Raw genomic sequence first — 15,015 nt, 5'->3', positions numbered from 1 at the left:
CTAGCTCACCTCCTGGGGAGCAGCAAAGATCGGTGCCATTCATAGAAAGCCGGCAGGACGGCACGAAGAACACGGAAAGCCGATATTCCACCGCGGACCGTGCCGATGCGGACGAGCTCATGCTCCGGAGCGTCCACGACCACCCGTACGGCCGCAACCGGGCGTGGCCCGGACCGCAGGGCGATGCGCAGGGTCGCGGCGGACTCCATGTCCACAGCGATCGCTCCGGTGGCCCGCAGCTCGGCCCGCTCATGCCCTCGTACGACATGGTCGGAACCGGTCAGCGGACCGGTGTGGACGGTGCGTCCGGGTACGGCCCTGGCGAGTGCGTCGGCAAGGAGTTCCGTGCCGGTGCAGGCGTCCGACTGCCCGGCTGTCCGGGTCTCGTCGGCCACCACCAGGTCGCCCGGGTGCATACCGGGTGCGAGCCCGGCGCAGAACCCCGAGGCGATGACGGCGGCGCCGGACGCCCGGCTCTGGCCGAGCGCCCTCGCCACAGCCGTTTCGGCCGCCTTCGGCCCCATGCCCGTACGCAGTACGGTCACGGGGCCCGGGGCGGTGCCCGCCCTGGCCCTGCCGGTGCGCAGGGCCAGGTGCTCGATGCCCAGGGCGCAGGCGATGAGCAGCGGGGCGGTGGGGCCGGCCGGCCCCGGGGCATCGCCCATCAGGCCCCCTCGCGGACCGCCGTGCGGCCGGCGAACGGGTCGCCGTGCACGTACCGTCCGAGTGCGGTCAGGGGGAAGACCTGCCGGTAGAGGTGGTAGTTGATGGAGAAGTCCCAGGGGAAGCCGGTCCCGGTGAAGTACGGCTCGTCCCAGGAGCCGTCGGCCTGCTGGGTCTCGGCCAGCCAGGCGATGCCCCGCGAGACGGCCACGGTGTCGCGCCGGCCGGCCGCGAGGAGTGCCAGCAGGGCCCAGGCGGTCTGGGACGCCGTCGAGGCTCCGTGGCCGATCCACTTGTCCTCGTTGTAGGAGCGCAGGTCCTCGCCCCATCCGCCGTCGTCGTTCTGGACGGATTCCAGCCAGCCGACCGCACGCCGGATGGAGGGGTGCGAGGCGGGCAGTCCGGCGGCGACCAGGGCCGGCACCACCGACCCGGTCCCGTAGACGTAGTTGACGCCCCAGCGGCCGAACCAGCCGCCGGCCGCGTCCTGTTCGGCGAGGAGCCACTCGATGCCCCGCCGGGTCGCGGGGTGAGCGGAGTGGCCCTCGATGGCGAGCATCTCCACCACGTGCCCGGTGACGTCGGCGGAGGGCGGGTCGATGACCTCGCCGAAGTCGCAGAACGGCAGTCTGTTGGGGAACGCGCTGGTGTTGTCGGCGTCGAAGGCACCCCAGGCGCCGTTGCGGGACTGCATCCCTACGTTCCAGCGCACGCCGCGCTCGATGGCGGCCTCGATCCGCGCCGGCTCCGGGTGGCGGACCCGGCGCAGCGCGAGGACTACTTCCGCGGTGTCGTCGATATCGGGGTAGTTGTCGTTGTGGAACTCGAACGCCCAGCCGCCCGGGGCCAGTTGGGGTCTGCGTACCGACCAGTCGCCGGGCCGGTCGATCTCCTCGCCCAGCATCCAGTCGGCTGCCTTCACCAGCGCGGGGTGGTCGGCGGCGACCCCGGCGTCGGCGAGTGCGATGGTGGCGAGGCAGGTGTCCCAGACCGGGGACTGGCAGGCCTCGATCATGCGGGCGCCGTCCTCGCGCCAGACCGCGAACCGGTCGAGGGACTCGAGTCCGGCCCGCATCACCGGGTGGTCGAGGTCGTATCCGAGCAGATGGAGAGCGATGACGGAGTACACGGCGGGTGGCTGGATGCCGCCCCAGCAGCCGTCGTTCTCCTGGCGTTCGATGATCCACCGGGCGGCCGCGTTCATGGCGACCCGGCGCAGGCGGCGCGGGGCGAACCGGTGGTAGACGTGCAGCGCCTTGTCGAGGCGCTGGAAGATGCCGTCCCAGCTGGCTGCCGGGGCGGGTCGGCGGGTGGGGTTCGGTTCGTCCGGATCGGTGTGCAGCTCGTCCAGGGCGAAGGGCGCGGGCCGTACCGGCCGCTTCGCGGAGACGACGGTGAGCGGCACGATGGTCTGGCMGGCCCAGCAGCCGAAGTCGTAGATGTTGAGCGGGACCCACTTGGGAAAGAACATCAGCTCGGGCGGGAGCTCCGGCAGGTCGTCCCATTTCCACCAGCCGAAGAGGGCCAGCCAGATCCGGGTGAAGACGCGGCTCGCCGCGATCCCGCCCTGCTCCCTGACCCATCCCGCGGCGCGCGCCATGTGCGGTTCGTCCGGGCGGTCCCCCGCCAGACGCAGTGCGACGTACGCCTCGATGGTGGCGGAGAGATCTCCGGGGCCGCCGTGGAAGGTGGCCCAGGTGCCGTCGCCGAGCTGTTCGCCGCGGATGAAGCGGCCGGCCGCCCGGACCGTGGCGGGATCCTGAATTCCGAGGAACTGCCGGAGCAGGAGGTCCTCGGCGTCCATGGTGACGTTGGTGGCGAGGTCGCCCTTCCACCAGCCCTGCTCGTCCTGCCTGCCGAGGAGGTGCTCCACCGAGCGTTCCGCGGCCCGCCGCGCGGCGGCGAGAACGTCGTCCGCGGCGATGGTTGATTCGGTTGTCGGACTACTGGCCGAGGCTGCTCGGGGGTCCACAGCCCCGGAGCTTCCGTCGGTCGTCGCTGTCATGGCTTCCCCTTCGTGCAGTTGGTCCTCTGCTGTGCTGGGGTCTCCGTCGGCCGGCGCCCGTGACGGGCGCCGGCCGGCGACTGCGAGTCATATGGAGCAGATGGTCATCATCTCTTTCGTACGACGACGAAGTCCGCGAGCGCCGTGAGCTGCGCCCGCACGGTTTCCGGCATGTCCACACCATGCAGCGCCTCGATGGCGACCGCATGCTGACGACGGGCCTCCTGGGCGGTCCACTCGCGGCCGCCCGCCTCCTCGATGAGCGCCGCACGGGCGGCGAACTCCTCTTCGGAGAAGCTGTCGAAGTCATTGCTCTTCGCGTCGGCGGCGAGCAGTTCGCCCAGACGCTCCGAGGCCGGTCCGCCCGCGGCGAGCGCGGCGACGACCGGCAGGGACTTCTTGCGCTGGCGCAGATCGCTCCAGGTCTGCTTGCCGGTGGACTCCGGGTCGCCCCAGATCCCGAGCAGGTCGTCGACCGCCTGGAAGGCGAGGCCGAGGTGGTAGCCGTACGCCTCCAGGACGTCGGCGGTGCGGTCGTCGGCGCCGCCGAGCACCGCGCCGATGGAGCAGGCGCAGGCGAGCAGGGCGCCCGTCTTGTTGCCCTCCATCTCCAGGCACTCCTCGACGGTGACCCGCTCGCGGTGCTCGTAGGAGATGTCCTGGGCCTGACCGTCGATGAGCTTGCGGGTGGCCGTGGTCAGCCGGCGGGCCGCGCGGCCCGCCTCGACGGTGCCGAGCTCCAGCAGGATCTCGTTGGCCAGCGCGAACAACGCGTCGCCGACGAGGATCGCCTGGGCGGGGCCGTGCACCTTCCACACCGTGTCGCGGTGGCGCCGCTGCTCGTCGCCGTCCATCAGGTCGTCGTGCAGCAGCGAGAAGTTGTGCACGAGTTCGACGGCCACCGCGCCGGGGACGCCGGCCTCGGCGGCGGCGCCGGCCGCCTCCGCGGACAGCAGGGCCAGCGCCGGGCGGACGGCCTTGCCGCCGTCGCCGTCGGAGGGCCTGCCCTGGGCATCGATCCAGCCGAAGTGATACGCGGCCACGGTGTCCATGGGCGGTGCGAGCCGGTCAACGGCGGCCCGGAGCACCGGGGCGGAAAGGGCCCGTCCGCGCTCCAGAAGCGCGGTGACGTCCGTGGTGTCCGCCACGGTGTCGGAAGCCGGATTCGCCGGGGTCACTGACTCTCCTCTTGTTCCGGTGGTACTGCTCATGCCGCCTCCTGCAGCGGATGTTCGTGGGGGCGGCCGAGCGCCAGGAGCGCGGCGTCCGCGGCGCCGGAACCGCTGCGGACGGCGCCCTCCATGGTGGCGGGCCAGCCGGTGGCGGTCCATGCGCCGGCCAGGAAGAGGCCGGGGGCACGCGTGCGCGTGCCCGGCCGCAGCCGGCCGACGCCGGGCGCGGGTGCGAAGGTCGCCGTGCGCTCCCGGGTGACGAAGAAGTCCCTGATCCCGGCCCCCCGGGCGGCGGGCAGCAGCCGCTCCAGCTCGGGCAGGTAGCGTGCGCGGAGCTCGGCGACGGGCAGCTCGATCTCCTCGTGGGCGGCGGACTGGGACACCGCGAGGTACTGGCCGGGGCCGGTGAGGCCGGAAGCCTCGGTCCGGTCGAAGACCCACTGCACCGGCGAGCCGAGTGCGGCGAAGAACGGCTGCCTGAGCACCTTGCGGTCGTAGACCACGTGCACGTTCAGGATCGGTGAGGTGCCGATCTCCAGGAGCCGCTCCGGTGCGTCGAGCGCGCCCTCGGGCAGCAGGTCGTGGGCCTCGCGCTGCGGTACGGCCAGCACGACAGTGTCCGCCTCGATCCGTTCGGCGCCGGTGTCGACCACCCAGCGTCCGTCATCGGTACGGGTGAGCGCGCCGGCCTTCGTCCGCAGTTCGGTGCGGACGCCGGCGGAGTCCAGGGCCTTGCGGCTGAGGGTGTCGTGGACGTCCCCGAGCGGCACGGAGGCCCAGCCGATGTCGGCTGCTCCGGGCTCGGAGAGGAGGCCCGTCTTGAAGACCTTCGCGGCGAGCGCGAGCGAGGAGTTCGGTGCGGTGGCGTTGAGCGTGGCCACACCGACGAGGTCCCAGAGCGCCTCGACGGTACGGGGCGACTGGCCGTGCCGGGCGAGCCAGCTGCCGAAGTCGATGTCGTCGAGTGCGGGGTCGTCCGGGTCCAGCCGGCCGAGGGCCAGCGCGGCCCGCCCGACGCTCGCGCGCTCGGCGAGCGAGAGGTGCGGATAGGCGGCGAGTCCGGCGGCCAGGTGGAGCGGGACCGGGAGGCCGTTGCGGCGCAGCCGTCCGAGGCGGGGGCCCGCAAGCCGTCCCACATCGAGAACGGGCACGTCCAAACGGTTTTGCAGCGGCGCCAGCGCCGCCCCGTCGACCCGGTCCAGGAACCAGCGGTAGGCGGTGCAGCAGCGCAGATAGACATGCTGGCCGTTGTCGACCGTCAGCTCGCCGCGCCGGAAGGAGAAGGCGAGGCCGCCGAGCCGGGGCCGTCCTTCGAGCAGGGTCACGTCAAGCCCGGCGTCGGCCAGCCGCAGGGCCGCCGTCACACCGGCGAGCCCGCCCCCGACCACGACCGCGCGCGAGGAACGCAGGGCGTCGTCCGTCATGCGTCCCCCTCTCGCCAGGTCTCTTCAGTCAGGGACGCATGCGTACGGCAGAGGGTTGCCCGCCGCACGGAGTGATCATCCATGATGCACATGGTGCGCGAGATGTCCGTGTGAGGCATTCAGACACGCCCCCGGATCGTGCGGCGCGAGATGTGGCGCGCGTCGAGGCCCGACAGACCGCGCACCGCGACGTACGCCTTCTCGTGGCCCGGGAGCGAGACCCGGCCGCGCAGCACCGCCTCGGGGTCGCGCTCGATCCGGTCGAGGAGCCGCCGGTAGATACCGGCCATGGCCGCGACACAGGCGCCGCTGCGCCGGTCGAGCATCGGCAGCAGCCGGTAGCCCTCGGCGAACAGGGCGCGGGCGCGCCGGACCTCGAAGTGGACGAGCCCGGCGAAGTCGGAGCCGGGCGGCGGGGTGGCCCGGTGGAAGCCGGCGGAGCAGCCGAACTTGGCGAGGTCGTCGGCGGGCAGGTAGGTGCGCCCGTTGCCCGCGTCCTCGCGCACGTCGCGCAGGATGTTCGTCAGCTGGAGCGCGAGGCCGAGCGTGTCGGCGTACTCGGCGGCACGCTCGGTGCCCGGCGCGCCGGGTTCCGTACCGAAGACGCCCAGGCTGAGGCGGCCGATGGCGCCCGCGACGCACCGGCAGTAGGTCTTGAGGTCGTCCCACGTCTCGTAGGTCGCGCCCCGCACGTCCATCAGCACGCCGTCGATGAGCTCGTCGAGCCCTTCGAGCGGCAGCGGGAAGCGGCGGGCGGCGTCGGCGAGCGCGACGGCCACCGGGTCGGTGTCGTCCTCGTCGACCGCTCCGCCACGGATCCGGTCCAGCACCGCGCGGGTGCCCTCCAGCCGGACGCGCTTGGTCTCCGGCTCCAGCTCGCCGTCACCGATGTCGTCGACCCGCCGGGAGAAGGCGTACAGGGCCGACATGGCCTGCCGCTTCTCGGCGGGCAGCAGCCTGATGCCGTACGCGAAGTTACGCGCCTGCTGTCCGGTGACCGCCTCGCAGTAACTGTATGCGGCCTGTACCGGTGCCGACATGTACGTCGTCTGTCCCTCCACGGTCCGGCTCACCCCTCTCTACGCGCTCTTCGCAAAACAACTCCCACCTCGCGCAGCAGGCTGGGCTTGGTGGGTTTGGGGGGTCCGGGCAGTACGTCGAACCCGGCGGCCGCGATCGCGGTGAGGGCGGCACGCCCCCCTCCCACGAATCCGGCGAGAAGCAGCTTGAGCCTGCCGTGGACGCTACCCACCAGAGGGGTGCCTTCATTCAGCAGATCTGCGGCGCGTTCGGCCTCGTACGCGATCAGCGCCCGCACCGACGCGCCCCCGGACGGTGCCGCCAGGTCGGATTCGGTGACATGGAACCTCGCCATGTCGTCGGCCGGCAGATAGATCCGGTCCCGGCCGAGGTCCTCGGCGACGTCCTGGAGGTGCTCGACGATCTGCAGCGCGGTGCAGACGGCGTCGGAGCGGCGCAGGCGCTCGGGACTGGCGGTGCCGGTCAGCTGGAGGACCAGGCGGCCGACGGGGTTCGCGGAGAGCTCGCAGTACGCGAGGAGCTCCTCGTACGTCCCGTAGCGGCGGATCTTCTGGTCCTGCCGGTTGGCCTCGATGAGGCCGAGAAAGGGTTCGGGGGTCAGTGCGCGGCGCCGCACCGTGGGGCGCAGTGCCTGGAGGAGGGGGTGGTGCGGTGTCTCGCCGGTGACGGCGAAGATCCGGCGCAGGTCCGTCTCCAGCGCGTCGAGCATCGCGAGCCGGTCCTCGCCCTCGGCCGGGTCGAGACCGAGATGTCGGGCGTCGGCGCCGCCGGGGGCGAGATCGCCGTCACCGATGTCGTCGACGAGCCGGGCGAAGCCGTAGACGGCCATCAGGTCGTCGCGCCAGGCGCGTGGCAGGAAGAAGGGGGCCACCGGGAAGTTCTCGTCGGCGGCCTTGTCAAGGGTTCCGGGTACGGCGGAATCAAGCCGCGCCTGCGGGGTACGGGTCACTGCGGACCGCCCTGCGCGAGGACGGCGTGAGCACCTCGGAGCTGGAGATCTTCCGTCATAGCCGTCACATCTCCCGTTCTACACTGCCGACCCAAAACATCCCATTCCGGACACGCCGCCCGCTCTCCCGAGTGCGGAGGACGACGACGCGCCGTCCTCCCAGGCGGTATCGCCCCACTTGCCACGAATCAGCACCGGTACAGCTTACGTTGTACAACGCTCATCCATACGCCGGGGTGTGGGGCGCGCAACACCTGCGCGCTTCGCTCTGTCAACTTTCCCCTTGTGCAAGGAAATTGACGTCATCCGGCGGGAGGAGATCTTGCCGGGTGCCGTACGACGAGCCGTGGACGTCCGGGACGCGGCCGACGATCCGCAAGCAGCACAGCGGCCTCTGCCGGAAGGCTCCGGCAGAGGCCGCTCGGGTACGCGATGTCGGTGTCGCCCTACTTGCCCGTCTCGCGCTCGTACGCCTTCAGTACCTCGTCGGTCGGACCGTCCATCAGCAGTTCGCCCTTTTCCAGCCACAGCACCCGGTCGCAGGTGTCCCTGATCGACTTGTTGCTGTGGCTGACGAGGAAGACGGTCCCGGCCTCCTTGCGGAGCTCCCGGATGCGCGCCTCGGAGCGGATCTGGAACTTGCGGTCACCGGTCGCCAGCGCCTCGTCGATCATGAGGACGTCGTGGTTCTTGGCGGCGGCGATGGAGAAGCGCAGCCTGGCCGCCATACCGGAGGAGTACGTCCGCATGGGCAGGGTGATGAAGTCGCCCTTCTCGTTGATGCCGGAGAAGTCGACGATGCTCTGGTACCGCTCGCGGATCTCCTCGCGGCTCATTCCCATGGCGAGCCCGCCGAGCACGACGTTCCGCTCGCCCGTCAGGTCGCTCATCAGCGCCGCGTTCACGCCGAGCAGCGAGGGCTGCCCGTCCGTGTACACCTTGCCGCTCTCGGTCGGCAGCAGCCCGGCGATGGCCCGCAGCAGGGTGGACTTGCCGGAGCCGTTCGTACCGATGAGGCCGATCGCCTCGCCGCGGTAGGAGGTGAAGGAGACGCCGCGCACGGCATGCACCTTGCGGACACCCCGCTCCTCGCCCTTCCCGCGGCGCAGTATCCGGCTCAGTGCCGCGGTGGCGCCGCCCTTGCCACCGCCGCCGCCGTTGACGCGGTACACGATGTGCACGTCGTCGGCGATCACGGTGGGGATGCGCCCCGCGGTGTTGTGCTCAGCCACGGCCGTACCGCTCCTCTGCCTTCCAGAAGTACACAAAGCCCAGCACGCCCACCAGGAGCGCCCAGGCCAGACCCACCACCCACACATGCGCGGGCAGGTTCTCGGAGCCGTAACCGTCGATCATCGCGAACCGGATCAGGTCCATGTAGATGGCCGCCGGGTTGTACTGCAGCACATCGGCGATCCAGGCCGGCTTGTCGGCGAGCATCACCGGGATGGAGAACATCACGCCGGAGGCGTACATCCAGGTCCGCATCACAAAGGGCATGAGCTGGGCCAGGTCGGGCGTCTTGGCGCCGAGCCTCGCCATGATCAGCGCCAGTCCGGTGTTGAAGAAGAACTGCATGACCAGCGCGGGAATCACCAGCAGCCAGGACAGCCGCGGGTAACTGCCGAACCCCACGGTCACGGCGACCAGCACGATCATCGAGTACAGCAGCTGCTGGAGCTGCTGGAGCGAGAACGAGATGGGCAGCGAGGCCCGCGGGAAGTGCAGTGCCCGCACCAGGCCGAGGTTGCCGGAGATCGCACGGACCCCGGCCATCACCGAACTCTGGGTAAAGGTGAAGACGAAGACCCCGGTGACCAGGAAGGGAATGAAGACCTCCGGCTCCATGCCCCTCTTCGTACCGAGAATCAGGCCGAAGATGACGAAGTACACCGCGGCGTTCAGGAGCGGGGTGGCCACCTGCCACAACTGACCCAGCTTGGCCTGGCTGTACTGGGCGGTCAGCTTGGCCCGGGAGAACGCCATGATGAAGTGGCGTCGCCCGCGGAGCTGACGCACGTACTCGAAGAGCCCGGGCCGGGCGCCGCTGACCGTCAGGCCGTACTTCACGGCCAGATCGCCTGGGCTCAGGCCGTCATCGGCCGAGGGCGGGGTGCTCAGCGCAACAGCACCGTCATGGGTTGTGTCACTCACCAGATGAAACTCTCGTATTCAAAACGCGCGGCCAGTCGCGGGCGCGGCTCAGGGCGGACAGGTCCCGAAAGAAAATTTACGCCTCATGCTCCCAGAGGCGAACCGTCTCAGATCACCGGAGGCCGGCCGAGTCTGGTCAGCCGCCACACCGTACGCCACTTCATCGGGCGACGCGGTCCGCAGGGTGTCGACCAGCCTTCGCGGAAGCCGCCGAACCATGCCTTCAGCGCCGGGCCCGAGGGCCTGCGCAGCAGGGTCAGCAGCAGCCACACCCCGAGGTACACGGGGACCAGGGGCGCGGGCAGGTTGCGCCGCGCCAGCCAGACCCGGTTCCGGGCGACCATGCGGTGGTAGACGGCATGGCGGGACGGCGCGGTCGTGGGGTGGTTGAGGACCATGTCCGCGCGGTAGTCGATCAGCCAGCCGGCGTCCAGGGCACGCCAGGCGAGGTCGGTCTCCTCGTGCGCGTAGAAGAAGTCGCCCGGCAGCGGGCCGACCTCCGCGATGACCCGGGTGCGCACGGCGTTGGCGCCGCCGAGGAAGGTCGTCACCCGTGACGAGCGCATCGGGTCGGCGGCACGCAGCCGCGGCACATGACGGCGCTGGGTCTCGCCGGTGTCCGGGTCGGCGATCCGGAAGCTGATGATGCCGAGCTTCGGATCGGCCTCGAACGCCTGCCGGCACAGCTCGGCGGTGTCGGTGAGCGGCAGATGCCCGTCGTCGTCGAGGAAGAGCAGCGCGTCGACGTCGGCGCCGGACGGGCCGAAGGCCTCGATGCCCACGTTGCGGCCGCCGGGGATGCCCAGGTTCTCCGGCAGCTCGACGGTCCGCACGCCTGCGGGGACCTCCGGGACGGCGGAACCGTTGCCGACGACGACCACCTCGATGCGGTCGCCGTCCTGCTTGGCGACCGAGTCGAGCAGGGCGCGCAGCTCGGCCGGGCGGTTGCCCATCGTGATGATGACCGCGCCGAGTTTCATGGGGGAGCTCACTTCAGCCTGCTCGATGCCAGGACCGACACGAGGTGGAGGAGGGTCTGCAGCAGGGCGATGCCGGCCAGCACCGCGACCGCCAGGCGGCTGAAGAAGAGGTCGTCGCGGACCGCGTCCAGGACGGCCGCGACCAGAATGACCAGCGACGCCTCGACGCACAGGATCAGCCGGTGGAACTTGAGCGCACCGGCGGCCCGGCGGGCGAACGCCATGCCGGAGGAGCGCGGCTCGGAGGCGGACTCCTTGACCGGCGGCAGCCCGCCCTGGTGACGCGCGACTCCCACCAGGTCGGTCTCGGCCTTGATCAGGATGGCGCCCAGCGCGGCGAGCGTGCCCAGGAAGGCCCACAGCCAGTCGATCCGCCCGGTGCCCCACAGGTCCGCGGCGCGCAGGCCGAATCCGACCAGCACGGCGGCGTCACAGAGATAGGCACCGACCCGGTCCAGGTAGACCCCGCCGAGCGAGAACTGCTTCTTCCAGCGGGCGAGCTCGCCGTCGACACAGTCCAGCAGCAGGTAGAGCTGGACCATGAGGACACCGAGCAGCGCACCGGGGATGCCCGGCACGAGCAGGGCCGGAGCGGCGAGCACGCCGGCGACGGTCATCAGGTACGTCAGCTGGTTGGGCGTGACCTTGGTGTTCACCAGGTACCGGTCCACACGCAGCGAGACCTCGCGCATGTATATCCGGCCCGCCCAGTGTTCACCGCTGCGCCGGTCCTTGACGCCCGGGGGGTGAACGACAGGGCGGAGTTCAGCTACTGATGGTCTTGGCATAGTCGGCGTACGCGTCCCTGATCTGGTCGGTGGACAGGTTGAGGTGTTCCAGGACCGTGAAACGTCCCGGACGGGTCTGCGGGGCGTAGTCGACGGCCTGGACGAACTCGTCGACGGTGAAGCCGATCTCCTCGGGCACGACCGGGAGGCCGTGCCGGCGCAGGACCTCGGCGAAGAGGCCGGACTCCTCGCGGGCGCCGCGCAGGTGCATGGCGAAGGCGGCGCCGAGGCCGACCTGCTCGCCGTGGCTGGCGGCCCGCTTGGGGAAGAGCAGGTCGAAGGCGTGGCTGATCTCGTGGCAGGCGCCGGACGACGGGCGGGTGTCACCGCTGATCGAGATGGCGATGCCGGAGAGCACCAGCGACTCGGCCAGGACCGTGAGGAACTCGTCGTCGGCGACGGTGCCGGGGTGCCGCAGGACGGCTTCGCCGGCGGTACGGGCCATGGCGGCGGCCAGTCCGTCGATCTGCTCGTTGTTGACCTGGTGCGAGAGCTCCCAGTCGGCGATCGCGGAGATGTTGGAGATCGCGTCGCCGACGCCGGAGCGCACGAAGCGGTCCGGGGCCTGGCGGATCACCGAGAGGTCGATGACCATGGCGATCGGCATCGGGACCCCGTACGAGCCCCGGCCGTTGTCGTTGTCCAGGGTCGCGACGGGCGAGCAGAGACCGTCGTGGGCGAGGTTCGTGGCGACCGAGACGAGCGGCAGGCCGACCCGGGCCGCGGCGTACTTCGCCACATCGATGATCTTGCCGCCGCCGAGGCCGACCACGGCGTCGTAGCGCTTGCCCTTGATGTCGTCGGCCAGCTTCACGGCGGCGTCGATGTTGCCGCCGGCGACGCAGTACCAGTCGGCGCCCGGCAGGGCCGGGGCGAGTGTCTCGCGCAGGGCCTGCCCGGAGCCGCCGCTGATGGCGATCGCGAGCTTGCCGGACGCGGAGATCCGCTGGTCGACGAGGAGACCGGCCAGGTCGTCCATGGCGCCCCGGCTGATGTCGACGAAGACCGGGGAGGGGATCAGCCGGGTCAGTACTGGCATGCGATCTCCCTGCCCTTCGCGAGGTCGTCGTGGTTGTCGATCTCGACCCAGGTGACCTCGCCGATGGGGGCCACGTCGACGGTGAAGCCGCGGTTGACGAGCTCCTGGTAGCCGTCCTCGTAGTAGAGGTCCGGGTCGCGCTCGAAGGTGGCCTTGAGCGCGTCGGCGAGCTCCTCGGCGGCCTCGGCCTCGATGAGGGTGACGCCGATGTACTCGCCGGTGGCGGTGGCCGGGTCCATCAGCTTCGTGATCCGACGCACGCCCTTGTCGCCGTCGGTGATGACCTTCATCTCCTCGTCGGCGAGGTTCTTCACCGTGTCGAGGGCGAGGATGATCTTCTGGCCCTTGCCGCGCGCGTCCAGCAGGGTCCGCTCGACGGACACCGGGTGGACGGTGTCGCCGTTGGCGAGGATCACACCGCGCTTGAGGACCTCACGGGCGCACCACAGCGAGTAGGCGTTGTTCCACTCCTCGGCCTTGTCGTTGTCGACGAGGGTGAGCTTCAGGCCGTACTTCGCCTCCAGCTCCGCCTTGCGGTCGTAGACCGCTTCCTTGCGGTAGCCGACGACGATCGCGACCTCGGTGAGCCCGATCTCGGCGAAGTTGGCCAGCGTGAGGTCGAGGATCGTCTTCTCGCCGTCCACCGGCACGAGGGCCTTGGGGAGCGTGTCGGTGTAGGGGCGCAGGCGCCGTCCTGCGCCGGCTGCCAGTACGAGGCCGATCATGCGAGTTCTCCTTCGTCGTGAACGGCGGGCGCCCCGGAGGACACCCAGAAACGGATGGATTCCACGAGCACGACCAGGGCCACGGCGACCGCGAGGGCGGTGAGGGCCACGGTGAAGTCGGAGGCCCCCGTGAGTACGGCGGCGAGTACGGCCACCACCAGGGTCCGGCCCTCGTGACCGCCGATCGTGCGCACCAGCCACTGCGGCGGGGCGCCGGTGCCGCCTCGGATGCGGTACACCGTGTCGTAGTGATGGTAGGCGACCGCCGAAACCAGGCCGAAGGCCGCGGGAAGCGCACCGTCGATGTCGCTGCGCGCGGCCAGGATGAGGATCGTGCAGTACTCCGCCGCCCGGAAGACGGGAGGCACGAGCCAGTCGAGCGCGCCCTTGAGCGGGCGCGCGACGGCTATGCCGGAACAGATCGCGTAGAAGACGGCGGCGGCGATCATCTGCCGGCTGCCGAAGGGCTGCTGGAGCGCGGCGGCGATCAGCGCGCCGGTACCGACGACCGCCACCACCGGGGCGCTCCAGGCGCCGGGGATCCGGGGGCCGCGGGCCGCCACGAGTTCGGCGACCGGGCCGGAGTCGGCGAGGTCGGCGAGGGCCTGGGCGGCGCGGTCGGTGCGGCGGGCCTTACGGGTCAGGGAGCGCAGCAGCCGGCCGGCGGTGGTGTAGCAGGCGGCGAAGGCGCAGCCGACGAGGAGCGCGTAGAACACGATCCGCGGGGTGGTCAGCGCGGTCAGTACGGCGATCATCGCCCAGCGCTCACCGATCGGGAGCACGATCATCCGGCGCACCCAGACCGTCCAGCCGACGCTGTCGAGCTTGTCGGAGAGGGCGGCCGTGGGGCTGGAGTTCGCGACCGCGTCGTGGTTCGCCTCGTTGAACGAGAAGTCGATCACATGGCGGCAGGACTGGAGCACCATCGCGCCGAGCGCCAGCGCCCAGACGTCGTCACCACCGCGTGCCGCGCCGAGGGCGAGACCCGCGTAGTACGCGTACTCCTTGGCCCGGTCGAAGGTGGCGTCGAGCCAGGCGCCCATCGTCGAGTACTGCAGCGAGTAGCGGGCGAGCTGCCCGTCGGTGCAGTCCAGCACGAAGGAGAAGAGGAGGAGCAGCCCTGCGGCGACGTATCCGCCGCGGCTGCCGGTGGCGGCACAGCCGGCCGCGACCAGCGCGGTCAGCAGGGACGCGGTGGTGACCTGGTTCGGGGTGAAGCCGCGGCGCGCGCACCAGCGGGCGAGGTAGCGCGAGTACGGGCTGATGCAGTACGTGGTGAAGAAGCCGTCGCGGGCCTTCACGGCGCCGCGCAGCCGGACCGCCTCGTCGTCGACGGCGGCGACACCGGACCGCGCCGTGGCGCGTGCGGCCTCGTCCGCCGGAACGGTGGCGACGAGCGAGCCGAGCTCCGGGCGCTGGACCGCGGTGCCCTCGGCGTCCATCGTGGCGGCGAGCCGGCCGGGCACGGTGCGGTCGGTGACCGTGACGGTGGTGCCGGGCGGGCCTGCGGGAACTCCGGCGCCGACTGCCTCGGTGGTGGTGCGCAGGGCGCGGACCAGGGCGGGACGCGCCTCGGGCTGCGCGGTGAGCGCTCCGGGCACGGTGGCGGCGGGGAAGCGGGGGTCGGTCAGTCCGAGCCGTAGGGCGTGAACATGACCGACGAAGCGGGGGTCGACGAGGGCGACGCGGCTTTCGGCCGGCACCGCGGACAGCAACCGGGCCGCCTCGGTGACGTCGGCGGCGGTCTGTACGTCGAAGCCCAGTGACCTCAGATCGTCCTGGAGCGAGGATCCGGGTACCGGAGCACCTGTGAGAATGGCGGTCGACAGACGAACTCACTCCTTGGTGCTGACACGGGTCGGCGCGCGACAGTGCGGCCCTGAATACGGCCGGCGGCATGTCGGCAGAGGCTATCGGATGAACGGAAGCGGGAGTTCACTGCCCGTTTGTGCTCTGTTCCGGGAGGACCGGCATCATCCGGCCCCGTCCGCGATCATCATCGTCGATGGCCGCCCCGGCTGACAAAACGCGGCTCCTGCGTCACAGGAGGCGGGCATGCGACACCGGGTCGCGCG

13 protein-coding genes are annotated in these 15,015 nt (G+C 71.0%); all 13 read right to left on the bottom strand.

Annotation, left to right across the window (positions count from 1 at the left end; genetic code table 11):
• Positions 1 to 5 precede the first annotated feature (5 nt).
• A complete protein-coding gene (locus EAO72_RS10460) occupies positions 6 to 665 on the bottom strand; it encodes a phosphorylase family protein (RefSeq protein ID WP_148016978.1) in 660 nt (219 codons plus the stop codon).
• The gene (shc, locus tag EAO72_RS10455; RefSeq protein ID WP_148016977.1) at positions 665 to 2,668 is read right to left on the bottom strand and encodes a squalene--hopene cyclase; all 2,004 of its coding nucleotides are present in this window, start codon (positions 2,666 to 2,668) and stop codon (positions 665 to 667) included. Before shc ends, EAO72_RS10460 begins: the two co-directional genes overlap by 1 nt.
• 107 nt (positions 2,669 to 2,775) lie before the next feature.
• A complete protein-coding gene (locus tag EAO72_RS10450; RefSeq protein WP_187285000.1) occupies positions 2,776 to 3,879 on the bottom strand; it encodes a polyprenyl synthetase family protein in 1,104 nt (367 codons plus the stop codon).
• Positions 3,876 to 5,264: a hydroxysqualene dehydroxylase HpnE gene (gene hpnE, locus EAO72_RS10445; protein WP_148016976.1), complete on the bottom strand. Its 1,389-nt coding sequence runs from the start codon at positions 5,262 to 5,264 to the stop codon at positions 3,876 to 3,878. Before hpnE ends, EAO72_RS10450 begins: the two co-directional genes overlap by 4 nt.
• A gap of 119 nt (positions 5,265 to 5,383) precedes the next feature.
• On the bottom strand, positions 5,384 to 6,304 hold the full coding sequence (hpnD, locus tag EAO72_RS10440) for a presqualene diphosphate synthase HpnD (protein ID WP_187284999.1): 921 nt from the start codon (positions 6,302 to 6,304) through the stop codon (positions 5,384 to 5,386).
• 29 nt (positions 6,305 to 6,333) lie between these two features.
• A complete protein-coding gene (gene hpnC, locus EAO72_RS10435) occupies positions 6,334 to 7,254 on the bottom strand; it encodes a squalene synthase HpnC (protein WP_148016974.1) in 921 nt (306 codons plus the stop codon).
• Between the two features lie 446 nt (positions 7,255 to 7,700).
• Positions 7,701 to 8,486, bottom strand: a complete 786-nt coding sequence (locus EAO72_RS10430) for an ABC transporter ATP-binding protein (RefSeq protein WP_148016973.1) — start codon at positions 8,484 to 8,486, stop codon at positions 7,701 to 7,703.
• Positions 8,479 to 9,408, bottom strand: a complete 930-nt coding sequence (locus EAO72_RS10425; protein WP_148016972.1) for an ABC transporter permease — start codon at positions 9,406 to 9,408, stop codon at positions 8,479 to 8,481. Before EAO72_RS10425 ends, EAO72_RS10430 begins: the two co-directional genes overlap by 8 nt.
• Positions 9,409 to 9,515: 107 nt before the next feature.
• A complete protein-coding gene (locus tag EAO72_RS10420) occupies positions 9,516 to 10,388 on the bottom strand; it encodes a glycosyltransferase family 2 protein (RefSeq protein WP_187285015.1) in 873 nt (290 codons plus the stop codon).
• An 8-nt stretch (positions 10,389 to 10,396) separates the two neighbouring features.
• Positions 10,397 to 11,176 (bottom strand): CDP-alcohol phosphatidyltransferase family protein, encoded by a 780-nt coding sequence (locus EAO72_RS10415; protein ID WP_148016970.1) that lies wholly within the window; start codon positions 11,174 to 11,176, stop codon positions 10,397 to 10,399.
• The gene (locus tag EAO72_RS10410; protein ID WP_148016969.1) at positions 11,154 to 12,215 is read right to left on the bottom strand and encodes an iron-containing alcohol dehydrogenase family protein; all 1,062 of its coding nucleotides are present in this window, start codon (positions 12,213 to 12,215) and stop codon (positions 11,154 to 11,156) included. Before EAO72_RS10410 ends, EAO72_RS10415 begins: the two co-directional genes overlap by 23 nt.
• Complete coding sequence (locus EAO72_RS10405; RefSeq protein ID WP_148016968.1) at positions 12,203 to 12,940, bottom strand: phosphocholine cytidylyltransferase family protein; 738 nt, start codon at positions 12,938 to 12,940, stop codon at positions 12,203 to 12,205. Before EAO72_RS10405 ends, EAO72_RS10410 begins: the two co-directional genes overlap by 13 nt.
• Entirely contained in the window at positions 12,937 to 14,769 is a 1,833-nt protein-coding gene (locus tag EAO72_RS10400; RefSeq protein WP_148016967.1) for a DUF5941 domain-containing protein, read from the bottom strand. Before EAO72_RS10400 ends, EAO72_RS10405 begins: the two co-directional genes overlap by 4 nt.
• Between the last annotated feature and the right edge of the window lie 246 nt (positions 14,770 to 15,015).

The organism is Streptomyces sp. OR43 (genome assembly GCF_008042275.1).
Lineage (GTDB): Bacteria > Actinomycetota > Actinomycetes > Streptomycetales > Streptomycetaceae > Streptomyces.
The sequence above is the reverse complement of the archived record's forward strand: the minus strand, read 5'-3'. Positions and strand labels throughout refer to the sequence as shown.

Bases quoted from the DNA above. Each gene is read 5' to 3' on its own strand.
- EAO72_RS10410 (WP_148016969.1), bottom strand. From the start codon at position 12,215: ATGCCAGTACTGACCCGGCTGATCCCCTCCCCGGTCTTCGTCGACATC.
- hpnD (WP_187284999.1), bottom strand. From the start codon at position 6,304: ATGTCGGCACCGGTACAGGCCGCATACAGTTACTGCGAGGCGGTCACC.
- EAO72_RS10450 (WP_187285000.1), bottom strand. From the start codon at position 3,879: ATGAGCAGTACCACCGGAACAAGAGGAGAGTCAGTGACCCCGGCGAAT.
- EAO72_RS10420 (WP_187285015.1), bottom strand. From the start codon at position 10,388: ATGAAACTCGGCGCGGTCATCATCACGATGGGCAACCGCCCGGCCGAG.
- EAO72_RS10415 (WP_148016970.1), bottom strand. From the start codon at position 11,176: ATGCCAAGACCATCAGTAGCTGAACTCCGCCCTGTCGTTCACCCCCCG.
- EAO72_RS10405 (WP_148016968.1), bottom strand. From the start codon at position 12,940: ATGATCGGCCTCGTACTGGCAGCCGGCGCAGGACGGCGCCTGCGCCCC.
- hpnE (WP_148016976.1), bottom strand. From the start codon at position 5,264: ATGACGGACGACGCCCTGCGTTCCTCGCGCGCGGTCGTGGTCGGGGGC.
- EAO72_RS10460 (WP_148016978.1), bottom strand. From the start codon at position 665: ATGGGCGATGCCCCGGGGCCGGCCGGCCCCACCGCCCCGCTGCTCATC.